Source organism: Geodermatophilus tzadiensis (assembly GCF_003002915.1).
Classification (GTDB): Bacteria; Actinomycetota; Actinomycetes; order Mycobacteriales; family Geodermatophilaceae; genus Geodermatophilus; species Geodermatophilus tzadiensis.
Genome location: NZ_PVTG01000008.1, coordinates 153028 through 175750, shown reverse-complemented (window position 1 = coordinate 175750; position 22723 = coordinate 153028). Strand labels below are relative to the sequence as shown.

At 76.4% G+C, this 22723-nt stretch carries 22 protein-coding genes; 14 read left to right on the top strand and 8 right to left on the bottom strand.

The window, feature by feature from the left end; all coding sequences use genetic code 11:
* Positions 1–142: 142 nt before the first annotated feature.
* Positions 143–988 (top strand): PspA/IM30 family protein, encoded by an 846-nt coding sequence (locus tag LY71_RS12455; RefSeq protein ID WP_106277894.1) that lies wholly within the window; start codon positions 143–145, stop codon positions 986–988.
* A 76-nt stretch (positions 989–1064) separates the two neighbouring features.
* Here the strand turns inward: LY71_RS12455 and LY71_RS12450 are convergent, their stop codons facing one another.
* Positions 1065–2072, bottom strand: a complete 1008-nt coding sequence (locus LY71_RS12450; protein WP_106277891.1) for a hypothetical protein — start codon at positions 2070–2072, stop codon at positions 1065–1067.
* A 108-nt stretch (positions 2073–2180) separates the two neighbouring features.
* Here LY71_RS12450 and LY71_RS12445 point away from each other — a divergent pair, with 108 nt between their 5' ends.
* Positions 2181–2777 carry a TetR/AcrR family transcriptional regulator gene (locus tag LY71_RS12445; protein WP_106277889.1) on the top strand — a complete coding sequence of 199 codons (597 nt, stop codon included), beginning with the start codon at positions 2181–2183 and terminating at the stop codon, positions 2775–2777.
* Positions 2778–2784: 7 nt separating this feature from the next.
* On the opposite strand, the gene LY71_RS12440 is transcribed toward LY71_RS12445, so the two are convergent.
* Complete coding sequence (locus LY71_RS12440) at positions 2785–3639, bottom strand: DNA-formamidopyrimidine glycosylase family protein (RefSeq protein ID WP_106277887.1); 855 nt, start codon at positions 3637–3639, stop codon at positions 2785–2787.
* A 99-nt stretch (positions 3640–3738) separates the two neighbouring features.
* Between LY71_RS12440 and LY71_RS12435 the strand changes: the two genes are divergently transcribed.
* Entirely contained in the window at positions 3739–4332 is a 594-nt protein-coding gene (locus LY71_RS12435; protein WP_106277885.1) for an antibiotic biosynthesis monooxygenase, read from the top strand.
* 52 nt (positions 4333–4384) lie between these two features.
* Here the strand turns inward: LY71_RS12435 and LY71_RS24695 are convergent, their stop codons facing one another.
* Entirely contained in the window at positions 4385–5233 is an 849-nt protein-coding gene (locus LY71_RS24695; protein ID WP_106277883.1) for a cold shock domain-containing protein, read from the bottom strand.
* A gap of 63 nt (positions 5234–5296) precedes the next feature.
* Entirely contained in the window at positions 5297–9901 is a 4605-nt protein-coding gene (locus LY71_RS12425) for an ATP-dependent helicase (RefSeq protein ID WP_106277881.1), read from the bottom strand.
* Between the two features lie 115 nt (positions 9902–10016).
* On the opposite strand from LY71_RS12425, the gene LY71_RS12420 reads away from it, so the two are divergent.
* The 11 genes from LY71_RS12420 (at position 10017) to LY71_RS12370 (ending at position 19563) form a co-directional block, all read left to right on the top strand.
* Positions 10017–11162 (top strand): acyl-CoA dehydrogenase family protein, encoded by a 1146-nt coding sequence (locus LY71_RS12420; RefSeq protein ID WP_106277988.1) that lies wholly within the window; start codon positions 10017–10019, stop codon positions 11160–11162.
* Positions 11159–12412: an MFS transporter gene (locus LY71_RS12415; protein WP_106277879.1), complete on the top strand. Its 1254-nt coding sequence runs from the start codon at positions 11159–11161 to the stop codon at positions 12410–12412. Before LY71_RS12420 ends, LY71_RS12415 begins: the two co-directional genes overlap by 4 nt.
* A 173-nt stretch (positions 12413–12585) precedes the next feature.
* Positions 12586–13047, top strand: a complete 462-nt coding sequence (locus LY71_RS12410; protein WP_106277876.1) for a MarR family winged helix-turn-helix transcriptional regulator — start codon at positions 12586–12588, stop codon at positions 13045–13047.
* Entirely contained in the window at positions 13044–13685 is a 642-nt protein-coding gene (locus tag LY71_RS12405; RefSeq protein WP_106277873.1) for a hypothetical protein, read from the top strand. The genes LY71_RS12410 and LY71_RS12405 overlap by 4 nt, the downstream gene beginning before the upstream one ends.
* A 9-nt stretch (positions 13686–13694) precedes the next feature.
* Complete coding sequence (locus LY71_RS12400; protein ID WP_106277871.1) at positions 13695–13889, top strand: DUF3046 domain-containing protein; 195 nt, start codon at positions 13695–13697, stop codon at positions 13887–13889.
* 96 nt (positions 13890–13985) lie between these two features.
* Entirely contained in the window at positions 13986–14909 is a 924-nt protein-coding gene (locus LY71_RS12395) for an ATP-binding cassette domain-containing protein (RefSeq protein ID WP_106277868.1), read from the top strand.
* The gene (locus tag LY71_RS12390) at positions 14906–15742 is read left to right on the top strand and encodes an ABC-2 transporter permease (protein WP_106277866.1); all 837 of its coding nucleotides are present in this window, start codon (positions 14906–14908) and stop codon (positions 15740–15742) included. The genes LY71_RS12395 and LY71_RS12390 overlap by 4 nt, the downstream gene beginning before the upstream one ends.
* 41 nt (positions 15743–15783) lie before the next feature.
* Positions 15784–16953 (top strand): sensor histidine kinase, encoded by a 1170-nt coding sequence (locus tag LY71_RS12385; protein WP_211297302.1) that lies wholly within the window; start codon positions 15784–15786, stop codon positions 16951–16953.
* Positions 16950–17597 carry a response regulator gene (locus LY71_RS12380; protein WP_106277864.1) on the top strand — a complete coding sequence of 216 codons (648 nt, stop codon included), beginning with the start codon at positions 16950–16952 and terminating at the stop codon, positions 17595–17597. Before LY71_RS12385 ends, LY71_RS12380 begins: the two co-directional genes overlap by 4 nt.
* 182 nt (positions 17598–17779) lie before the next feature.
* Positions 17780–18811 carry a recombinase RecA gene (recA, locus tag LY71_RS12375; RefSeq protein ID WP_106277862.1) on the top strand — a complete coding sequence of 344 codons (1032 nt, stop codon included), beginning with the start codon at positions 17780–17782 and terminating at the stop codon, positions 18809–18811.
* A 239-nt stretch (positions 18812–19050) separates the two neighbouring features.
* Positions 19051–19563, top strand: a complete 513-nt coding sequence (locus LY71_RS12370; RefSeq protein WP_245887859.1) for a regulatory protein RecX — start codon at positions 19051–19053, stop codon at positions 19561–19563.
* Between the two features lie 85 nt (positions 19564–19648).
* Here the strand turns inward: LY71_RS12370 and LY71_RS12365 are convergent, their stop codons facing one another.
* The 4 genes from LY71_RS12365 to LY71_RS12350 all read right to left on the bottom strand — a co-directional run bounded on the left by LY71_RS12365 (position 19649) and on the right by LY71_RS12350 (position 22722).
* Entirely contained in the window at positions 19649–20095 is a 447-nt protein-coding gene (locus LY71_RS12365; protein ID WP_146146130.1) for a hypothetical protein, read from the bottom strand.
* Positions 20096–20207: 112 nt separating this feature from the next.
* Positions 20208–21101, bottom strand: coding sequence for an amino acid ABC transporter permease (locus LY71_RS12360; protein ID WP_106277855.1), 894 nt, complete (start codon positions 21099–21101; stop codon positions 20208–20210).
* Positions 21098–21748: an amino acid ABC transporter permease gene (locus LY71_RS12355; protein ID WP_106277852.1), complete on the bottom strand. Its 651-nt coding sequence runs from the start codon at positions 21746–21748 to the stop codon at positions 21098–21100. The genes LY71_RS12360 and LY71_RS12355 overlap by 4 nt, the downstream gene beginning before the upstream one ends.
* Before the next feature lie 80 nt (positions 21749–21828).
* Positions 21829–22722 (bottom strand): glutamate ABC transporter substrate-binding protein, encoded by an 894-nt coding sequence (locus LY71_RS12350; protein WP_106277850.1) that lies wholly within the window; start codon positions 22720–22722, stop codon positions 21829–21831.
* Position 22723 lies beyond the last annotated feature (1 nt).

Here is a 22723-nt window from a genome sequence, read left to right as displayed (position 1 = left end):
CCGGTGGTCCCCGGAGGGAGGATCCGGGGAGTCCCTGTTGGCCGGGGTGCCGGTCGTGCTGGGACGATGACCCCGAGGACCGCCGCCGGGTGCGGTGGTCGGCCGGATGGCGGCGCCCGGCGCGCCGGAGCAGGAGGAAGCAGTGCCCAACCCGTTCGTCAAGCTCTGGCGGTACCTCACCGCGTCGGCCAACGCGCAGATCGACCAGCGGGCCGACCCGAAGATCCAGATCGCCCAGGCCATCGAGGCCGAGCAGCAGCGGCACCAGGCGCTGGCCAACCAGGCCGCCGCGGTGCTGGGCAACCAGCGCCAGCTGGAGATGCGGCTCAACCGGCAGCTGGGCGAGGTGGAGAAGCTGCAGGCCTCCGCGCGGCAGGCGCTCGTGCTGGCCGACCAGACGCGCTCGCGGGGCGACGCGGCCAAGGCCGCCGAGTACGAGCAGGCCGCGCAGGCCTTCGCCACCCAGCTGGTGGCCGCCGAGCAGGCGATGGAGGACCTCAAGCGCAGCCACGACGAGGCCCTGCAGGCCGCCGAGCAGGCCCGCGGCGCGGTCGAGCAGAGCCGGATGCGGCTGCAGACGACGCTGGCCGAGCGCACCAAGCTGATGAGCCAGCTCGAGCAGGCCAAGATGCAGGAGCACGTGGCCGCCTCGATGCGCCAGGTCAACGAGCTGTCGGCGCCGGGCAACACGCCGAGCCTGGCCGAGGTCCGCGACAAGATCGAGGCCCGCTACGCCAACGCGCTCGGCCAGGCGGAGCTCGCGCAGAGCTCGGTGGAGGGCCGGATGCTGGAGGTGCAGAAGGCGACCCTCGACGTCGCCGGCGCCTCCCGGCTGGAGCAGATCCGCGCGGCGATGGGCGGGGGTGGCGCCGGCCCGCAGGCGGTCGAGGGCGGCACCGGCGCGGCCGGCGCGATCGGCCCGGGCGCACCGTCCTTCGAGAAGACCGCCGAGCAGCAGGCGCACCGCCCGGAGCAGCAGGGCGCCTGAGCACCTCCCCACCACCGGGGCCGGCCGCGCACCTCGCGTGGCCGGCCCCGTGCGTCCGGGTCGGGTGCGTCCTGGGTCAGGCGGTGCGCCGCCGTCCCCGTGCCGCGCCGACCGCGAGCAGCAGCAGGCCGCCGGCCGCCCACACGGCGAGCACGGTGACCGGGCCGGCCGCGCCGGTGCCGCCGAAACCGGACACCGCGCGCAGTGCGGCCACGGTCGCCCCCGGCGGGAGCGCCTGGCCGAGCTCGGCCCAGCCCCCGGGCAGCAGCACCGGCGCACTGGAGGCCGCCGACAGCGGGTTGCCCAGCGCGACGACGGTGGCCATGCCCAGGCCGAGGCCCGCGCGCCCGGCGACGGCGGCCAGCCCCAGGACGCCGAGGCTCGTCGCGGCCAGCCCGAGGGACAGCACCGCGGCCTCGGCGACCCCGTCGCCGGTCAGCGCACCGAGCCAGCCGTGCAGCACGCCGGCCGCCGCCGGGCCGCCGAGCAGCGCCAGCACGAGCGCGCCGGCCGCCCGCCGTCCGTGCCCACGCACCCGCAGCGCCAGCACCACCGCGCCCGCTCCGCCGCCCAGGGCCAGCGGCAGCGCACCGGCGGCCAGCCCGGCGCCGCGTGGGTCGTCGGCCGGCGCCGGCGCGACGTCGTCGACCCGGACGGCGCTGCCGCCGGTCGCCGCGGTGGCCGCCGACCTCAGCAGCTGGGCGACCGCGGGACCGGCCTGGGTGGCGACGACGACCGTGGGCGCCGCCGGGTCGAGCACCAGGGCGCCGTAGACCTCGCGGTCGGCCACCAGCTGCCGGGCCTCGGCGAGGTCGGCCGCCGGCCGCAGCTCCAGCGCGCCGGGCCGGGTCTGCTCCACGGCGGCCCGGACCTGCTCGACCGCGGCCGGCGGGCCGACCACGGCGACGGGCACGTCGCGCGGGGCGGTGCGGGTGGCCGGCCAGGCGAAGGCGGCCAGCAGCACGGTGAGGCCGACGGCGACGGCCGCGGCCAGGGCGACGACCCGGGGCCACGGGGTCGGGCCGGCCGCCGGGTCAGGAGCGGCGTGCCGGGACGGGGACGGCCGGAGCGGGGTGGCGGTCACGGGAACCTCCGGAGGCTGCAAATCGGACGCTCGTTCTATTACACGGTCGAGTGTGTCCCTCGTCGCGGTCCCTGACAAGACGGACGTCCGTTCTCCTAGGATGCGGAGGTGCCCCGCGTCTCTGAGGACCACCTCGCCGCCCGCCGTCGCCAGGTCCTCGACGCCGCCCTGCGCTGCTTCGAGCGCGACGGTTTCCACGCCACGTCGGTGCGCGACGTCGTGCGGGAGTCGGGGCTGTCTGCGGGGGCGGTCTACAGCTACTTCCCGAGCAAGGACGACCTCGTCCTCGCCGTCGTCGAGCCGATCCTGGAGACGGTGACCGGTGTGCTCGACCGCGTGCTGGCCGACGGGCTGCACGCGCCGACCGAGGTCGTGCAGGGCGTGCTGCGCGGGGTGTGGCCGATCGCCGTCACGGGCGAGGCCGACTACACGCGGGTGGCGGTGACCGCGTGGGGGGAGGCGCTGCGCGACCCGACCGTGCACGGCATCGCCGAGCGCACCTACGGCATGGTCCGCCGGCGGCTGACCGAGCGCGTGGTGCAGTGGCGCGACGCGGGGCACCTGCCGCCGGACACCGACGCCGAGGCGCTGGGGCAGGTCCTGTTCTCGCTGCTGGTCGGCGCGGTCCTGCAGTACGCGCTGCTCGGCGACGTCGACCCCGACCGCTACGCCGCGGCCGTGGGGTACCTCCTGCCGCCGCGCTGACCCGGCCTCAGTGCGCGCCGGGCAGCGGCGGCGGGTGGTCGGGCTCGCCGGTGCGGGCCGCCGGGTCGATGGGGGCGTCGGTGGCCTGGCAGGTCGGGCACCAGTAGGTGATCCGCTCCTGCAGGTCCGGGCCCTGGTCGCCGCGCAGGATCGGCGTGCCGCAGCGGTAGCAGGGCTTGTCCTTGCGGCCGTAGACCCAGTGGTCGCGGCCGCGGCGCAGGTCGCCGGTGGTGCTCTGCTCGGGCCGGTCGCGGTTGGCCAGCATCAGCCCGCGGGTGCGCTCGACCAGGCCGGGCAGGTCCTCGACGTCGGCCACCCGCATCCACGGGTGCACGCCGCAGACGAACAGCCCCTCGACCTTGTAGAGGTTGCCCGGGCCGCAGAGGTTGCGCTGGTCGAGGACGGCGACGCCGATCTGCTCGTCGGGGTGCGACCGCAGCCGGCGCAGCGCCTCGTCGAGGTCCCAGTCGGGGCCCAGGACGTCGGGGCCGAGGTGGCCGACGACGGAGTCCTCGTGCGCGGTGCGCACCAGGGCGACGTCGTGCAGCCGGTAGCCGACGCAGTCCCACCGGTCGGTGGCCAGGACGGCGCGGATGGAGAACGCCGGGCCGCCCCGCCAGCGCGCGCCCTTGCGGTAGATGTGCCAGCTGCCGTCCATCCGGTAGTGCGTGCGCAGCGTCCAGCCGTCGGTGAACCGGGTCAGCATGTGCTTGCCGCGGGGCACGACCTCGGCCACGGTGCGGCCGGTGAGGTCGGTGGCCGCGAGCTGGGGCACCCGGAGCTCGCCGCGGCGCAGCGTCTGGCCGGCCAGCGCGGTGTTCATCCGCTGGGCCGCCAGCCAGACGGTGTCTCCCTCGGGCACGTCCCCAGTGTCCTCCGGGGGCATCGGTGCTGCTCGGGAGGCGGTGCAGGTCACGCCGCTGGCGGGATGACGGCGGGCCGCCGGGGCGCTGGTCCTCCCGTGCTGCGACGCGACCGCCCGACGAGCTCCCCGGTCACCGCACCCGAGGCGGTGACCGCCACCGCCGAGCCGGTGACCGTGACGGTCGCCCGCGACGTGCGGGCCGACCAGCGCGAGACCTTCGAGCGCTGGGCCGCCGACGTCCTCGGCCAGGCCGCGGAGTTCCCCGGCAACCTGGGCACCAGCCTGCTGCGGCCCGGACCTGGCTCGACCCGCTACCACCTGGTCTACCGGTTCGCCGACGGCGAGTCGCTGGCCCGCTGGGAGCGCTCGGCCGAGCGGCGGACCGCCCTCGCGCGCGTGGAGCACCTGACCGAGTCGGTCGACTACGCGCGGGTGGCCGGGCTGGACAGCTTCTTCACCGCCCTCACGCCGGCGCGGCCCGGCCCGCGGTGGAAGCTGACCGTGCTGACCACCGCGGCCGTCTTCGTCATCACGCTGGCCTTCCAGCTGCTCGTGAGCCCGCACGTGGCCTCGTGGCCGCTGCCGGCCCGGCTGCTGCTGTCGGCGGTCGTCGTGGTGGTGCTGCTCGGCCACGTCGTCATGCCGCGGCTGACCCGCTGGTTCGCCCCCTGGCTGCGCCGCCGCCGCTGACGGCCCGGGACGCCCCCTCGCAGGGGCCCGCCCCGAGCGGAGCGAGGGTTCCTCAGTGCAGCGGGCGGACGCCCGTCGCGCTCGTCCCACGCGCGCCCGAGGTCCGGGTGAAGGCCACGCGCTGGCCCTCCTCGAGCTCCCGGTAGCCGCCGTCGTCGGCGATCTCGGAGAAGTGCACGAAGACGTCGTCGCCGCCGTCGTCGGGCGTGATGAACCCGAAGCCCTTGCCGGAGTCGAACCACTGCACGGTGCCCTCGGCGTCGCCCTGCGGGGCGTCGCCGCCGCGGGCCGGGCGGGCGGGGCGCTGGTCCCGGCCGCCGCGGTCGTCGCGGCGGTCCCGGGGCGCGGGGCGGTCGTAGCCGCCGCCGCGGCGGGCCGGCGGGAGCAGGCGCACCGACTCGGCCTGCAGCCCGCGGTTGCCCTCGACGAGCTCGAACTCGACGCGGTCGCCCTCCTCGAGGTCGCCGCCACGGGACACCGCCGACACGTGCACGAACACGTCCTCGGGGACGATGAACCCGAACCCGCGGTCGGCGTCGAAGCGGGTCACGGTGCCCTGGACGACGATGCCGCGGGGGGCGCGCGAGCCACCGCGCCCGCGGTCGTCGCGACCACCCCGGTCGTCGCGGCCACCGCGGTCGCGGTCGCCGCGGTCCCGGTCGCCGCGGTCGTCACGGCGGCCGCGCGGGGCGCCGCCCACCGGGCGCACCCGCTCGGCCTGCGGACCCCGCGGGCCCTCGGTGGCGTCGAAGTCGACCGCCTGCCCCTCCTCGAGGGTGCGGAAGCCGCCGGTGTCCTCGATCGCCGAGAAGTGGACGAAGACGTCGTCCCCGCCGTCCTGCGCCTCGATGAACCCGAAGCCCTTGTCCGCGTCGAACCAGCGGACCGTGCCGGCTGCCATGTCTGTTCCCTCATCCCTCACGACTGCGACGGTCCACGGTACGCGGACGCCGCCGGGTGCCGGTCAGCCGCGGAGGCGCAGGCCCCGCGGGGTGGCGGCGAAACCGGCCGCCTGCAGTGCTGCCGACAGCGGGGTGTCCTGGTGCACCGAGGCGCCGTCGGCCTTCTGCACGACCATCCGGCCCAGCGCCCCGGCGGCGACGGCACCCGACAGCGCGGTGGCGGCCTCCTTGAGCGTCTGCTCGTCCTCGGTGAACGACAGCAGCGACTTGCCGCCGCGCTCGACGTAGAGCACGAGCTCGCCGTCGACGAGCACGACCAGCGCGCCGGCCTTGCGCCCCGCGCGGTGGCCGCTGGGCCGCCGTCCGCCGCCGGTGCCCTCGCCGACGTCGACGGCGACCTGCTCGGCGCTCCCGCCCTCGGCCGGGCCGCCGCGGTCGGGCCAGGGGAGGGCCGCCCCGTACACGTTGGCCGGGTCGGTGGCCGCCAGCACCACGGCGCCCTCGGGTGCCCGGTCGGGGGTGGCGAACGCGCGCAGCCGGTCGACCGAGCCGGGCGTGCCGAACTGGGCGGCGCCCAGGGTCTCGACGAAGTAGCCGCGGCGGGCCCGGTTGTTCTCCTCGAACGCGCGCAGCACGGGGTAGACGGCGGAGAAGCCGCCGGGGACCTGCTCGGCCGTGACCGCGCCGCGGGTGAGCACGCCGTGCCGCTCGAGCAGCGCCTCGGCGCGGGCGGTGGTGCGCCGGGTGGGGTTGGGCTCGCGCTCGGGCAGCCGTGACCAGCGGCCGGCCACGGTGGGCGGGCCGGTGCGGGTGGGCATCGCCGGGCGGCCGAGCCGGGGCCGGCCGTAGCGGCTGCGCTCCACCCGCGCCCGCGGCGGGGCGGGTGTGCGCTTGTGCGTGCCGCCGCCGGCCAGCCGGGTGCGCAGCGGCGCGAGGGTGTCGTTGGTGAGCAGTCCCGCCCACACCAGGTCCCACACGACGTCGGCCAGGGCGGTGTCGTCGGTGGCGCCCACGAGGTCGGACAGCCCGCGGAAGAACACCGCCTGCCCGGCGCCGAGCTGCTCGAGCACCGCGAAGGCGACCCCGCCCTCCTCCGGCAGCTCCACCGGGTCGGGCAGCAGCAGCGGTGCCAGGTCGGCGGGCACCAGGCTCACCCAGCCGTCGCCGCCGGGCAGCCCGCCGGCGCCGGCCCACAGCACCTCGCCGGCGCTGGTCAGCTCGTCGAGCATGGCGGGGGAGTAGTCGCGCACCCGGGTGGGGAGCACCAGCGTCTCCAGCGCGCTGGCCGGCACCAGCGCCCCGGCGAGCTGCTCGACGACGGCCAGCACGCCGTCGACCCCGCGCATCCGGCTGCCGACCGACTGCCACGACGGGGTGAACCGGGCCAGCGTGCCGATCGGCACCGGCTCGACCTCCTGGCGCAGCTTGGCCAGGCTGCGGCGGCGCACCGAGCGCAGCACGTCGGCGTCGCACCACTCCTGGCCGCTGCCGCCGGGGCGGAACTCGCCGGTGACCAGCCGCCCGGTGCCCACCAGCCGCTGCAGCGTGGCGGTGACCACGGCGACCCCCAGTCCCAGCCGGGTGGCCACCTCGGCCGGCTGGAAGGGCCCGTGCGTGCGGGCGTAGCGGCCGACCAGGTCGCCCAGCGGGTCGGCGACCGGTTCGGTGAACGCCTCGGGGACGCCCACGGGCAGCGCGGTGCCGAGCGCGTCGCGCAGCCGGCCGGCGTCCTCGATGGCGACGTGCCGCTCCTCGCCGGCGATCCGCACGACGATCGCCCGCCGGGAGGCCACCAGCTCCGCCAGCCACTCCGCCGGGACGCCGCGCTGCGCCGCCTCGGCGGGGGTGAGGTCGCCGATCCCGCGCAGCAGGTCGGAGGCGCCGTCGACGTCGCGGGGGTGCCGCTCGGCGGGCAGCCGCTGCAGCTCGCGCTCCACCTCGGCCAGCGCCTCGGCGTCGAGCAGCTCGCGCAGCTCCGAGCGGCCCAGCAGCTCGGCGAGCAGGCCGGTGTCCAGCGCCAGCGCCTGCGCGCGGCGCTCGGCCAGCGGCGCGTCGCCCTCGTAGAGGAACTGCCCGACGTAGCCGAACAGCAGCGACTGGGCGAACGGCGAGGCGGCCTGCGTCTGCACGTCGACCACCCGCACCCGTCGGGAGCGGACGTCGCGCATCAGCTCGACCAGGCCCGGCACGTCGTAGACGTCCTGCAGCACCTCGCGGGCGGCCTCGAGCGTGACGGGGAAGGAGGAGAACTCGCTGGCCACGCTGAGCAGCTGGGCGGCGCGCTGCCGCTGCTGCCACAGCGGGGTGCGCCGGCGCGGGTCGCGGCGGGGCAGCAGCAGCGCGCGGGCGGCGCACTCGCGGAACCGGCTGGCGAACAGCGCCGAGCTGCCGACCTCGGCGGTCACCTCGCGCTCGACGTCGTCGGGGTCCAGGACGGCGAGGTCGGCCTCGGGCGGCTCGCCGGTGGTGTCGGGCAGTCGCAGCACGATGCCGTCGTCGGAGTGCATGGACGCGACGTCGACGCCGTAGCGCTCCCGCAGCCGCGCGGCGAGCACCAGTGCCCACGGCGCGTTGACCTGCGCGCCGAAAGGGGAGTGCACGACCAGTCGCCAGTCGCCGAGCTCGTCGCGGAAGCGCTCGACCAGCAGCGTGCGGTCGTCGGGCAGGTGGCCGGTGGCCGCCTTCTGCTCGGCGAGGTAGGCGAGCAGGTTGGCCGCGCCCCAGTCGTCGAGGCCCGCGGCCCGGGCCCGCTCGCGGCCCCGCTCCGGCGTCGCCGAGCCGACCTCGCGCAGGAAGGCACCCAGCGCCCGGCCCAGCTCCAGGGGGCGGCCGGGGGCGTCGCCGTGCCAGAACGGCATCTTCCCGGGCTGGCCGGGCGCGGGGGAGACGAGCACCCGGTCGTGGGTGATCTCCTCGATCCGCCACGACGACGAGCCGAGCAGGAAGACGTCGCCCACCCGCGACTCGTAGACCATCTCCTCGTCGAGCTCGCCGACCCGGCGCCCGCCGGATCCCTCGCCGCCCACCAGGAAGACGCCGAACAGCCCGCGGTCGGGGATGGTGCCGCCGCTGGTGACGGCCAGCCGCTGGGCGCCGCTGCGGGCGGTGAGGGTGTCGGTGACCCGGTCCCAGGTCAGCCGCGGCCGCAGCTCGGCGAACGCGTCGGAGGGGTAGCGGCCGGCGAGCATGTCGAGGACGGCGTGCAGCGCGGAGTCGGGCAGGCCGGAGAACGGCGCCGACCGGCGCAGCAGCGCCCCGACCTCCTCGACCGTGCGCGGCCCCTCCGACACGATCGCCACGACCTGCTGGGCGAGCACGTCGAGCGGGTTGCGCAGGTAGCGGATCGACTCGATGGCGCCGGCCTTCATCCGCTCGGCCACCAGGGCGCACTGCACGAGGTCGCCGCGGTACTTGGGGAACAGCACGCCGCGGCTGACCGCGCCGACCTGGTGCCCGGCGCGCCCGACCCGCTGCAGGCCGGCGGCCACGGTGGGCGGCGCCTCCACCTGGACGACGAGGTCGACCGAGCCCATGTCGATGCCGAGCTCCAGGCTCGACGTCGCCACCACCGCCGGCAGCCGCCCGGACTTCAGCGCCTCCTCGACCACCGCCCGCTGCTCGCGCGACACCGACCCGTGGTGGGCCGCGGCGACCGGCTGCACGCCCTCGGGGACGCCGCCGCCGGCACCGGCCTGGGCCATGAGCGCGGCGGCGTTGGTGCCCGGCGGCACCTCCTCCCCGGTGGCCCGCTCGTAGGCCATCTCGTTGAGCCGGCTGGTCAGCCGCTCGGCCAGCCGCCGGGAGTTGGCGAACACGATCGTGCTGCGGTGCGCCTGCACCAGGTCGAGCACCCGCTCCTCGACCGCCGGCCAGATCGAGGTCCGCGGCTGGTCGCCGGCCGCCGAGCCCTCCAGCTCGCCGGTGGGCTGGCCGAGGGAGCTCATGTCCTCGACCGGGACGACGACCGAGAGGTCCCACTCCTTGGCCGACGGCGGCTGCACCACCTGCACCGGCCGCCCGCCGGCGAGGAAGGTGGCCACCTCCTCGATGGGGCGCACCGTCGCCGACAGGCCGATCCGCTGCGCCGGGCGGTCCAGCAGCTCGTCGAGGCGGTCGAGGGAGACCGCCAGGTGCGCGCCGCGCTTGCTGTCGGTGACCGCGTGCACCTCGTCGACGATCACCGTCTCCACCCCGCGCAGCGCCTCCCGCGCGGAGCTGGTGAGCAGCAGGAACAGCGACTCGGGCGTGGTGATGAGGATGTCGGTGGGCCGCCGGGTGAACGCCCGCCGCTCGTCGGCCGGGGTGTCGCCGGAGCGGATGCCCACCGAGATCTCCGGCCGGGGCAGGCCCAGCCGCATCGCCGCCTGCCCGATGCCGGTCAGCGGCGCGCGCAGGTTGCGCTCGACGTCGACGGCCAGCGCCTTGAGCGGGGAGACGTAGAGGACGCGGCAGCGCCGGCTCTCGTCGTCCGGCGGGCCGGCGGTGAGCCGGTCGAGCGACCACAGGAAGGCGGCCAGCGTCTTGCCCGACCCGGTGGGGGCGACGACGAGCGCGTGCTCGCCGCTGCTGATGGCCTGCCACGCGCCCTCCTGGGCGGCCGTGGGCGCGGCGAAGGCACCGGTGAACCACGCCCGGGTGGGCTCGGAGAACCGGTCGAGAGCGGGCACGTGTCCAGTGTCCCCGCGGGTACGACAGTCCGCTGGCCTGCGCGGACGCCACCGCGGCGCCCTCGCCCGGACGGGGTCGCCCGGTCCGGGGGTGGTGTGGGGCACACTGCCGGGCATGCGCCACTCGCTGTACGAGGCCGAGCACGAGGACTTCCGGCGGATGGTCCGCGACTGGGCGGAGAAGACCATCGCGCCGTTCCACGACCAGTGGGAGCGCGAGGGCATCGTCCCGCGCGACGTGTGGCTCTCCGGCGGGGAGCAGGGGCTGCTCGGCTTCGACGTCGACGAGCGGTGGGGCGGCGGCGGGGTGCGCGACTTCCGCTACAACGCCGTCCTCAACGAGGAGCTGACCCGCATCGGCGCCACCGGCGTCGGCTTCACCCTGCACGACGACGTCGTCGCCCCGTACCTGCGCGACCTCTGCACCGAGGAGCAGGCGGCGCGCTGGCTGCCCGGCTTCTGCCGCGGCGAGCTGATCACCGCGATCGCCATGACCGAGCCGGGGACCGGCAGCGACCTGCAGGCGATCCGCACCACCGCCCGCCGCGACGGCGACTCGTGGGTGCTCAGCGGCGCCAAGACCTTCATCACGAACGGCATCAACGCCGACCTGGTGATCGTGGTGGCGCGCACCGACCCCGACGCCCCCGGCTCCCGGGGCACGAGCCTCCTCGTCGTCGAGCGGGGGATGCCCGGCTTCAGCCGCGGCCGCAACCTGGACAAGGTGGGCCTCAAGGCGCAGGACACCGCCGAGCTGTTCTTCGACGACGTCCGCGTGCCCGCGGAGAACCTGCTCGGCCGGGAGAACGGCGGCTTCGGCCACCTCATGGGCAACCTCCCGCAGGAGCGGCTGTCGATCGCCGTCGGCGCAGTGGCGTCGGCCGAGACGGTGCTGGCGCGCACCCGCGAGTACGTCACCTCCCGGACGGCGTTCGGCCGGCCGGTCGGCAGCTTCCAGCACAGCCGGTTCGTCCTCGCCGAGCTGCACACCGAGACGACGATCGCGCGCACCTTCGTCGACGAGTGCGTCCGTCAGCACAACGACGGCGAGCTGGACGCCGTCGACGCGGCGATGGCCAAGTACTGGACCACCGAGCTGCAGAACAAGGTCGCCGACCGCTGCCTGCAGCTGCACGGCGGCTACGGCTACATGGACGAGTACCCGGTGTCGAAGGCCTGGCGCGACGCCCGCGTGCAGTCCATCTACGGCGGCACCAACGAGATCATGCGGGAGATCATCGGCCGCTCGCTGGGGCTGTGACCCCCGGCGTCTCGGCCGCCCCCGACGTCGAGGGCGTCCAGCGGCGCACCGTCGGCGTCCTCGCCGGCGCGGTGGCCCTCGGCGGGCTCGGGGTCACCGTCGGGATCACCGTCGGCGGGCTGCTCGCCCGCGAGGTCGCGGGCAGCGACTCGGCCGCGGGGCTGGGGCAGACCGCGGGCGTGCTCGGTGCCGCGGTGCTCGCCGTCCCGCTGGCGCGGCTGTCGGACCGTTCCGGGCGCCGCGCCGGCCTGGTCGCCGGGTACGCCGTCGCCCTCGCCGGGGCCGCGCTGACGGTCGTCGCCGCGGCGCTGTCGTCCCTGCCGCTGCTGCTGGCCGGCCTGTTCGCCTTCGGCGCCTCCACCGCGTGCGGGCTGCAGGCGCGCTACGCCGCCGCCGACCTCGCCGCCCCCGAGCGGCGCGGCCGGGCGCTGTCGCTGGTCGTCTGGGCCACCACCGTGGGCTCGGTGTTCGGCCCGCAACTGGCCGCGCCCGGCGTCGGGCTGGCCGGGGCGCTGGGGCTGCCGGCGCTCGGCGGCGGGTTCGTCGTCTCCGCCGCCGTGTTCGCCGTCGTCGCCGCCGGGCTGTGGGCCGCCTTGCGTCCCGACCCGCTGCTGCTGGCCCGCCGGCTGCGCGACGGCGCGGGCACGCCGGCCGCCCGCCCACCGCGGGCGACCCGGGCGGCGCTGGCCGCGGTGTGGGCCGACCCGGGCGGCCGGCTCGGGCTGGTGGCCGTCGTGGTCGCCCACGCCGTGATGGTCGGCGTCATGGTGATGACGCCGGTGCACATGGGCCACGCGGGCGGTCCCGCGGGGACGACGCTGCGGCTGGTGGGGCTGGTCATCAGCGTGCACGTGGCCGGGATGTACCTGTTCAGCCCGCTGGTCGGCCTGCTCGCCGACCGGGTGGGCCGGCGCGCGACGGTCGCCGTCGGGGGAGCGCTGCTGCTGGCCGCCGCGGCGATCGCGGGCACGGCGCCGCCGGAGGCCGCGTGGCGGCTGGGCGCCGGGCTGCTGCTGCTCGGCCTGGGCTGGTCGTGCGGGCTGATCGCGGGCTCGACGCTGGTCACCGAGTCGGTGACGGCGGAGGTGCGGCCCACCGCGCAGGGCGGGACCGACCTGCTCATGGGGCTGGGCGCGGCGGTGGCGGGCGCGGTCGGCGGGCCGCTGCTCGCGGTGGGCGGGTTCGGCCTGGTGGCCGGGGTCTCCGCGGCGCTGGTCGTCCCGCTCGCGGTGGTGTGGGCGCGGCGCTGAGGCGCTCAGCGCCCGCGCATGTTCCGCCAGAGCAGCACCAGCGTCACCAGCATGCACAGCGCGATGCCGATCTCCAGGACCGTGTCCCAGGTGGCCGAGCCGGTGGTGGGGAACACGCCGCCAGCCTAGGCGTCCGATATGGTGAAGCTCCTTCACGGTGTAGGGGGTTCACGATGACGGGCGCCACGCTGGCCGCGCTGGACCGGGTGCTCGAGGTCACCGTCCTGCTCGGCCGCGACATGACGACGTCGCTGGCGGCCGAGGGCCTCACCGTCGCCCGCACGACGCTGCTGTGGCGGCTGCGTGCCGCCGGCCCCAGCACCCAGCGGGCGCTCGCCGACGCCCTCGGCGTCAGCGCCCGCAACGTCACCGGCCTGGTCGACGGGCTGGCCGGGGCCGGCCTGGTCACCCGCGAGCCGCACCCCACCGACCGGCGGGCCACTCTGGTGACCCCCACCGCCCGCGCCGAGCGGCTGCTCGAGGAGATGGCGGCCGGGCAGGCGCAGCTCGCCGACCAGCTGTTCGGCGGGCTGGCGCCGGACCGTCTCGACGGACTGGTCGCCGCGCTGGACGAGGTCCTCGAGCGGCTGCGCGCCCTGGTCCCGGGCGGCGCCGCGGCGGAGGAGACCCCGTGACCGCCCGCGAGCTCGTGCGCCGCGCGGTGGTCTTCGAGCTCGGCACGTGGCGCAGCCTGTGGCGGTGGGTGCGCCGCCGTCCCGACGTGCCGGCCGGAGCCGAGGCCTTCCCGTACGCCTCGGCGGCCGCGCCGGTGATGTGGACGTTCGTCGTGCTGTCGGCGGTCGAGATCCCGCTGGTCGACTGGCTGCTGCCCTGGCGGTCGCTGCGGGTCGCGGTGGCGGTCCTCGGCCTCTACGGGCTGCTGTGGATGCTCGGGATGCTCGCCGGGCTGCGCGTGCACCCGCACACCGTCGACGCCGCGGGGCTGCGGGTGCGCAGCGGCTGGACCGTCGACGTCCGGGTGCCGTGGGAGGAGATCGCCGTCGCGCGCGTCCGGCGGCGCAGCGTCGAGGGCTCGCGCACGGTCGTCGTCGCGGAGGAGGGGGAGCGGCGGGCGGTGTCGGTCGCCGTCGTCGCCTCCACCCAGGTCGACGTCGAGCTGCGCACGCCGCTGGTGCTGCCCCTCGCCCGCACCGGCGGCCGCCCGGTGATCGAGGTGCGGCTGGCCGCCGACGACCCCGCGGCGCTGGTCCGGCGGCTCCGCCAGGGGATCGCCGACCACGCGGCCGCTCCCGCCGACGGGGAGGCGCGTTAGCGTCGGGGCGTGCGCCTGCAGGAGTTCTGGTCCCGGCTCGAGGGCCAGTTCGGGTCGATGCGGGCACAGACGGTGGCGCGCGACCACGTCTTCTCCTCCCTCGGCGGCCGGACGGCCGTCGACGCGATCGAGGCCGGGCTGCCCGTCCGCCGCGTGTGGCTGGCCATCTGCGAGGAGTACGACGTCCCGCCGAGGGACCGCTGACCCCGCGGCGTACTCCCTGCGGAGGAGGGGCCGGGGCCCGGGGTCCGTCCTGCCGGCCGACGCGCGGAGGGGGCCGGGCTCCCTAGCGTCGACCGCGTGATCGAGATCCGTGGACTGACCAAGCGCTACGGCGACCGGACGGCCGTCGACGACCTCACCGTCACCATCCGCCCCGGTCGGGTGACCGGCTTCCTCGGCCCCAACGGAGCCGGGAAGTCGACGACGATGCGCGTCGTCGTCGGCCTCGACCGGCCGACGGCCGGCACCGTCCGGGTGGACGGCCGCCGCTACACCGACCTGCCCGCCCCGCTGCGTGCCGTCGGTGCCCTCCTCGAGGCCCGCTCGGCGCACCCGGGGCGATCCGCGCGCGACCACCTGCGCCTGCTCGCCGCCACGGCCGGGGTGCCGCGGTCGCGGGTCGACGCCGTCCTGGACCTCGCCGGGCTGACGGCGGTGGCCGGCCGGCGCGTCGGCGGGTTCTCCCTCGGCATGGGCCAGCGCCTCGGGGTGGCGACCGCCCTGCTGGGCGACCCGGCCACGGTGGTGCTCGACGAGCCGGTCAACGGCCTGGACCCCGACGGCGTGCTGTGGATCCGCACCCTCACCCGGCGGCTGGCGGCCGAGGGGCGGACCGTGCTGGTGTCCTCGCACCTGATGAGCGAGATGGCGGTGACCGCCGACCACCTCGTCGTCCTCGGCCGGGGGCGGCTGGTCGTCGACGCACCCACCGCCGACGTGCTGCGGCAGGCCGGCGGCTCGTCGGTGCGGGTCCGCAGCCCGCAGGCGGTGGAGCTGGTCGACCTGCTGGCCGGCGAGGGCGTCGTCCTGGACTCCCCGGAGCGCGGGTTGGTCGAGGTGCGCGGGCTGGCCGCCGCCGAGATCGGCGACCGCGCCGCCCGCGCCGGGATCGCGCTGCACGAGCTGACCCCGGTGTCGGCCTCCCTGGAGGAGGCCTTCATGGACCTGACCCGCGACGAGCGGGAGTACCGCACCGACGCCGCACAGGAGGTCCTGGCATGAGCACCGGCACCCTCGGTCCCGACCGCGCCCGCGTGACGCCCGCGTGGCGCCCGGCCGGCGGCGGCGTCCGCGGCCTGCTGGCCGGGCAGTGGGTGGCCGTCCGGTCGCTGCGCACCACCTGGTGGGTGCTCGGCGGGGCGTCGGCCGCGATGGTCCTGCTCGGGCTGCTGTTCACCTCGACGGCGGAGTCCGGCGGCCCCGGCGGGCGGGGCGGCCCGCCCGGCCTGGACCTGGCCGACCCGGTCGCGCTGAGCCTCGGCGGCCACAACCTGGCCGCCCTCGTCGTCGGGGTGCTCGGCGTGCTGCTCGTCACCGGCGAGTACACCAGCGGCGCGGTGCGGGTGACCTTCGCCGCCGTGCCGCAGCGCTGGCCGGTGCTGCTGGCCCGCGCCGTGGTGCTCGCCGCGGTGGGTCTGGCGACGACCGCCCTGGCCGCCCTGGCCGCCTTCCTCGTCGGTCAGGCCTCGCTCGGCGACGCGGGGGTGTCCCTGACCGACGACGGGGCGGCGCGCGCCGTCCTCGGCGCCGGGCTGTACGTGACGGGGATCGGCCTGCTCGGCTCCGCGCTGGGCTGGCTGCTGCGCTCCACCGGCGGCGCCATCGGCACGCTGTTCGGGATCGTCTTCCTGCTGCCGGTGCTCGGCAACCTGCTGCCCTCGAGCTGGGGTCCCGACGTCGTGCGGTGGCTCCCGGGCCAGGCCGGCTCGAGCATCGTGCAGCGCGTCACCGGGCCCGACGAGTTCGCGCCGTGGACCGGCCTGGCCGTCCTCTGCGGCTACCTCGTCGTGCTCTTCGCCGCCGCGGTGGTCACGGTGCGCCGACGCGACGCGTGAGCACCCGGCCCGGCGGGCCGGCGGGGGGCACGATGGCGCCCGTGCAGGTGCGGTCGGCGGTGGGGACGGTGGGACCGGTGGTCGCCGGCGCCGTCCTCTCCGTCGGCCCGCTCCTGCGCTTCGGCGGGCCGACCCCCGCCGACGTCGTCGTCACCCTGCTGGCCTGGGCGCCGGCCCTGGCCCGCGCCCGGGCGCCCCTCCCGGCCTTCGGGGTCAGCGTCGCCGTGGTCGTCGGCTGGTGGCTGGTCCACGGCCTCGAGCTGCGGTACCTGCTGCCGGCCGGGGCGGCCGTGCTGCTGCTGCTCGTGTGGGTCGTCGACCGCTGCGCCCCGCGGACGGCGGCCGCCGCCGTCGCCACCTGCCTGGCCGTCCCCGTGCTGGCCGGCGCGGCCGCGCTGGCCGGGCGCCCCGGTGGCGCCGCCGTCGTCCCGCTGGCCGCGGTCACCGTCACCGCGGCCGTCGTGGGCCGCGACCGCCGCACCCGGCGCGCCTACCTCGAGGCACTGGAGGACCGCGCCGCCCGCGCCGAGCGGGAGCGCGACGCCCGGGCTCGGGTCGCCGTCGTCGAGGAGCGGGCCCGCATCGCCCGCGAACTGCACGACGTCGTCGCGCACAACCTGTCGGTCATGACGGCGCTCGCCGACGGCGCCGGCTTCGCGCCCGGCACCGGGCAGGCCCGGGAGGCGGTGGCGCAGATCGCCGCCACCGGCCGGCAGGCGCTCGCCGAGATGCACCGGCTGGTCGGGGTCCTGCGCACCGACGACGACCCGGCCGAGCGCGCGCCGGCGCCGGGCCTGGCCGACCTGACCGGCGTCGTGGAACAGGTGCGCGCCGCCGGCCTCCCCACGGTGCTCCGGGTCACGGGCCGGCCGCGGCCGCTGCCGGCCGGTGCGCAGCTCGCCGTCCACCGGCTGGTGCAGGAGGCGCTGACCAACACGCTGCGGCACGCCCGCGGTGCGCGGTCGGCCGAGGTCCGGCTCGACTGGCGGGCGGCCGAGCTCGCCGTCGAGGTGACCGACGACGGCGCCCCCGCGGCCGCCGCCCCCGACCGGGCCGGGCACGGGCTGGTCGGCATGCGGGAGCGGGTGGCGGCCTGGGACGGGTCGGTCACCGCCGGACCTCGCCCGGCCGGCGGCTGGCGGGTGGCCGCGGTGCTGCCCCTCGCGGCCGCCCGCGTGGAGGAGGACGGCGCCCCGGTGGCCGCCCCGTGACCACGCGCGTGCTGCTCGTCGACGACGAGCCCCTCGTGCGCGTCGGCCTGTCGATGGTGCTCGAGGCGCAGGACGACCTGACCGTCGTGGGCCAGGCCGCCGACGGCGTGGAGGCGGTCGCGCTGACCCGCGAGCTGCGGCCCGACGTGGTGGTGATGGACGTGCGGATGCCCGGTGTCGACGGCGTCGAGGCCACCCGCCGCATCGTCGCCGAGGACCTGCCGGCGCGGGTCCTGGTGCTCACCACGTTCGACCTCGACGAGTACGCGTTCGCCGCGCTGCGGGCGGGGGCGAGCGGCTTCCTGCCGAAGAACGCCGAGCCCGGTGAGCTGCTGCGGGCGGTGCGGGCGGTCGCGCGCGGGGACGCCGTCGTCTCGCCCCGGGTGACCCGCCGCCTGCTCGACACGGTCGCGCACCGGCTGCCGGCGGGCACCCCGCCCGACCCGCGCGTGGCCTCGCTCACCGCCCGCGAGCGGGAGGTGCTGCAGGCGGTGGCCCGGGGGGAGTCCAACGCCGAGATCGCCGCGGCACTGGTCCTCTCGGAGCTCACCGTGAAGACGCACGTGGCCCGCGTCCTGGGCAAGCTGGGACTGCGCGACCGCACCCAGGCGGCGGTGTTCGCCCACCGGCAGGGGCTGGTGTGACGGCGACCGGGGCGGCCCGTGCGTGTCGCTCGACTCGAACGTGTGTTCGCCCTACAGTGGCGTCCACAGGGGAGTCGCTCCTCCACAGGTCCGGCCCGCTCCCGGAAAGTGTCAGACCCCCGACCTAGCGTCGTCCGCGACACCACACCGACTCCGCACGCGACTTCCCGAAGGTGAGCACCATGGCAACGCTCGACCGCGACAAGGCCCTCGACATGGCCCTCGCCCAGATCGACAAGCAGTTCGGCAAGGGCTCGGTCATGCGGCTGGGCGACAGCGCTGCCCAGGCGATCAAGGTCATCCCGACCGGCTCGATCGCGCTCGACATCGCGCTGGGCATCGGCGGCCTGCCCCGCGGCCGCGTCATCGAGGTCTACGGCCCCGAGGCCTCGGGCAAGACGACGGTCGCCCTGCACGCGGTGGCCAACGCCCAGGCCGCCGGCGGCATCGCGGCCTTCATCGACGCCGAGCACGCCCTCGACCCCGAGTACGCCCGGGCCATCGGCGTCGACACCGACGCGCTGCTGGTCAGCCAGCCCGACACCGGTGAGCAGGCGCTCGAGATCGCCGACATGCTCATCCGCTCCGGCGCGCTCGACATCATCGTCATCGACTCCGTCGCGGCCCTGGTGCCCCGCGCCGAGATCGAGGGCGAGATGGGTGACAGCCACGTGGGTCTGCAGGCCCGCCTCATGAGCCAGGCGCTGCGCAAGATCACCGGTGCGCTGAACAACTCGGGCACCACCGCGATCTTCATCAACCAGCTGCGCGAGAAGGTCGGCATCGTCTACGGCTCGCCCGAGGTCACCACCGGTGGTCGTGCGCTGAAGTTCTACTCGTCGGTCCGCCTCGACGTGCGCCGGATCGAGACCCTCAAGCAGGGCACCGACGCCGTCGGCAGCCGGGTGCGGGTCAAGGTCGTGAAGAACAAGGTCGCCGCGCCGTTCAAGCAGGCCGAGCTCGACCTGCTGTGGGGTCAGGGCTTCAGCCGCGAGGGCGGCCTCATCGACGCCGGTGTCGAGCAGGGCTTCATCCGCAAGTCCGGCGCCTGGTACACGTACGAGGGCGACCAGCTCGGCCAGGGCAAGGAGAACGTCCGCTCCTTCCTGCGCGACAACCCCGACCTCGCCGACGAGATCGAGAAGAAGGTCAAGGAGAAGCTGGGCATCGGCCCGCAGGTCGACGCCCCGGCCGCTGACCCGGTCGACTTCTGAGCACTCCGATGACCGGCCGGCCGGGCCCGTCCCCCTGGGATGACGAGCCCGAGCGGTCCGACCGGCCCGGTGGCCGGCGCCGCCCGCGCGGGGACTCACCGCACGGGCGGGCCGGGCGCCGGCGGCGGTCCGGGCCGTCCCCTGACCCGGACGGCCCGGCCGCCGTCCACCCCGCGGGCCCCGACGGCTCGGACGCGGTCCCCGGGGACCCCGCCGACGAGCCGGGCGACCCCGAGTCGGTGGCCCGGGCGGTCTGCCTGCGGGCGCTCACCGGCGCCCCGAAGACCCGCCGACAGCTGGCCGAGCTGCTCGAGCGCCGCGGTGTCCCCGAGGACGCCGCCGCCGCCGTGCTCGACCGGTTCGGCGAGGTGGGCCTCGTCGACGACGCCGCCTTCGCCCGCGCCTGGGTGAGCTCCCGCCAGGCCGGCCGTGGCCTGGCCCGCCGGGCCCTGAAGGCGGAGCTGCGGGCGAAGGGCGTCGACGGCGAGGACGCCGAGCAGGCCCTCGCCCTGGTCGACGACGAGGACGAGCGCGAGGCGGCCCGCCGGCTGGTCGAGCGGCGCCTGTCCGGCCTCCGCCGGGTCGACCGGGTCACCGCCACCCGCCGGCTGGTGGGCATGCTGGCCCGCAAGGGCTACGGCGGCGGGCTGGCCGCGGCGGTGGTCCGCGACGTCCTCGACGGGACCGGCTTCGGCACCGATCCCGACCCCGACGGGCCGGACGGTCCCGGCTGGGAGGACGACCTGCCCTGACGGGCCGCACACACGACGACGGGCCCCGTCGCCGGCTCCCGGAGCCGGCGACGGGGCCCGTCCACGTGGGAGGGAGCAGCCGCGGTCAGCGGGCGATCGCCCCGGTCGCCGTCGACCCGGCCGCGGTCGACCAGGCGGTGAGGTCGACGGCGCGGCCACCGGGGGCCTCGTCGTCGGGCACCAGCCACGCCCCCTCGGCGCCGCGGACGTGCCCGGCGCGCAGCCAGCGGGCGATCTGCGCCTCGAAGGAGCGGTCGGGTGCCAGGGCCGGGCGGCTGACCGGGCCGAGGAAGGTCATGTCGACCTCGGCGCCGTCGAACATGCGCAGCACGACGCGGCAGCGGGCGCGCCGGTGCCGGGCCGGGGGCACCGCCTCGCGGACGACGGCGGAGTCGGCACCCGCGGCGCCGGCGAAGGAGGCCGAGGCAGCCCGCAGCCGGTTCACGAAGTCCTGGGCGGCGTCGGACTGCCCCCCGGGCAGGCGCACCACGGTGGGCAGCGGCGGCACGACGGGGCGGAGAGCGGTGTCCACGGACCCGTACTCGGCAGCCCCGGCACCGCGCCTGACCACCCGTGGACCCGCGGTGCGGTGCGGGACGAGCGGGGCGCCGCGTGACCGTTCCGTGTCCCGCGCGACCGGCCGGTCAGGCCGGCCCGCCACCCCCGCCCATCTGCACGTCGGCGGGCAGCTCGACGTCCTTGGCCGCGGCGGCCTTGGTGCTGCGCCGGGTGCGCTTCTCCACGCTGCGGGCCACCTGGGAGAGCACCACGTTGACGATGATGTAGATCAGGCCGGCGGCCACGTAGAGCTGGAAGGTGTACTGGCTGCCGAAGGAGAAGTTGAAGAACTCCACCAGGCTGCGCGCGGTCCGCAGCAGCTCGACGTAGCCGACGATGAAGCCCAGCGACGAGTCCTTGAGCAGGACCACGAGCTGGGCCACCAGCACCGGCAGCATCCGGCGCACCGCCTGCGGCAGCAGGACCAGCGTCATGACCTGCGTCTTGCGCATGCCGAGGGCGTAGGCCGCCTCCTGCTGGCCCCGGTCCACCGACAGGATCCCGGCCCGGAAGATCTCGGCCAGCACGGCCATGTTGTAGAGCGTCAGCCCCAGCACCAGCGCCCGGAACGCCGTCATCGGGACGCCGACCGTGGGCAGGAACAGCAGGCAGAACAGGATCAGGATCAGCAGCGGCACGGCGCGGAAGAGCTCGATGACCACGCCGACCGGGATGCGCACCCACGCGTGGTCCGACAGCCGCCCGACCGCCAGCAGCGCGCCCAGCACGGTGGCCAGCACCATGCCGACCGCGGCCACGGCCAGCGTGTTGAGCAGCCCCTCCCACAGGGCCTGCGGGACACCCGAGGCCGGGTCGAACAGCACGGCCCACCGGTCGGGCTGCAGCTGGCCGTTGGCCGCCAGCCGCCACAGGGCCAGCCCGACGAGCGCGGCGACGACGAGGGCGCCCACCACGGTGCCCACCAGCTGCCGGCGACGGGCGCGGGGCCCCGGCAGGTCGAACAGGACGCTGGTGCTCATCGGACGATCGCCACCCGGGTCTCGACCACCCGGATCAGCCAGGCGGAGGGGAGCGTGATGACCAGGTAGCCGGCGACGACCGCGGCGAAGACGGCGAGCAGCTGGTCGGCGTTGGCGTTGGCCAGCCGCTGGAGCGCGGCGGTCAGGTCGGTGACGGCGAACCCGGCGGCGATCGAGGTGTTCTTCGCCAGCGCGATCCACACGTTGCCCAGCGGCGGCACCACGGTGCGGAACGCCTGGGGGAGGACCACCTGGCGCAGCGACTGCCCGAAGGTCAGCCCGAGCGCCCGGGCGGCCTCCGCCTGGCCCGCCGGGACGGAGTTGATGCCCGACCGCAGCGCCTCGCAGACGAACGCGGCGGTGTAGAGCGACAGCGCCGCCACCGCGGTGAGGAAGCGGCTCGGGAACTGCAGGTCGATCTGCACGATGCCGAACGCCAGGAAGAAGAACACGACGGTCAGCGGGGTGTTGCGGAAGACCTCGACGTAGAAGGTGGCCAGCCCGCGCAGCGGGGGCACCGGGCTCACCCGCATCGCGGCCAGCACGGTGCCGAGCACCAGCGCGCACAGGCCGCTGACGACCGCGAGGGAGAGCGTCGTCAGGAACGCGCTCCACAACAGGTCGGAGTTGTCGCTGAGGAACTGCACCGCGCCCTCGATCTCTCAGTCACCGGGAGACGCCGCCGGGCGGGGAGCCCGCCCGGCGGCGTCCGGACCGGTCGGTGGGGTCAGTACCGGTCGACCGACGGCGGCTCGGGGGCCTCCTCGCCGGTGATCTGCCCGACGGTGCGGTCCCAGGCGTCGGCCCAGCGGCCGTCCTCGTAGGACTCCTCGAGGACGTCGTTGATGAAGTTGCGGAAGTCGGTGTCGCCGAGCGCCAGGCCGATGCCGTAGGGCTCCTCGGTGAACGGGTTGCCCACCAGCTCGAAGCCCTCCGGGTTGCCGGCGACCAGCCCGGTGAGGATGACGTTGTCCGTCGTCACGGCCTGGACGTTGCCGTTGGCCAGGTCGTCGGCGCACTTGGAGTAGACGTCGTAGGTCACCAGCTGGGCCTCCGGGTAGTTGTCCCGGATGTTCTGCGCCGGCGTCGAGCCCTCGACCGAGCAGACGGTCTTGCCGGCCAGGTCCTCGGGGCCCTGGATGCCGTCGGGGTTGCCGGCCGCGACCATGATGTCCTGCCCGGCGACGTAGTACGGGCCGGCGAAGTCGACGACCTGCTTGCGGGCGTCGTTGATCGTGTAGGTGGCCACGACGATGTCGACCTGGCCGTTCTGGATGAACGGCTCGCGGTTGGCCGAGACGGTCTCGGTGAACTCGATGTCCTCGGGCGCGATGCCCAGCTCACCGGCGACGATCTTGGCGATCTCGACGTCGAAGCCCTCGGGCTGGCCGCTCTGCGGGTTGAGCAGGCCGAACCCGGGCTGGTCGTACTTGGTGCCGACCCTGATCGTCCCGGCCTCGTTCAGCTCGGCCATGGTCGAGCCCTCGGGGAAGTCGACGTCCTCGGCGACGGTCGGCGCGCTGGAGGACTCCTCCGCGGCCTGGTTGCCGGCCTCGCTGGAGCAGGCCGCGAGGGCGAGGCCGAGCGCGGCGAACGCCGCGAGTCGTCGGGTGCTGCGCATG

Bases quoted from the DNA above. Each gene is read 5' to 3' on its own strand.
- LY71_RS12360 (WP_106277855.1), bottom strand. From the start codon at position 21,101: ATGAGCACCAGCGTCCTGTTCGACCTGCCGGGGCCCCGCGCCCGTCGC.
- LY71_RS12410 (WP_106277876.1), top strand. From the start codon at position 12,586: ATGACGGGCGCCACGCTGGCCGCGCTGGACCGGGTGCTCGAGGTCACC.
- LY71_RS24695 (WP_106277883.1), bottom strand. From the start codon at position 5,233: ATGGCAGCCGGCACGGTCCGCTGGTTCGACGCGGACAAGGGCTTCGGG.
- recA (WP_106277862.1), top strand. From the start codon at position 17,780: ATGGCAACGCTCGACCGCGACAAGGCCCTCGACATGGCCCTCGCCCAG.
- LY71_RS12420 (WP_106277988.1), top strand. From the start codon at position 10,017: ATGCGCCACTCGCTGTACGAGGCCGAGCACGAGGACTTCCGGCGGATG.
- LY71_RS12350 (WP_106277850.1), bottom strand. From the start codon at position 22,722: ATGCGCAGCACCCGACGACTCGCGGCGTTCGCCGCGCTCGGCCTCGCC.
- LY71_RS12390 (WP_106277866.1), top strand. From the start codon at position 14,906: ATGAGCACCGGCACCCTCGGTCCCGACCGCGCCCGCGTGACGCCCGCG.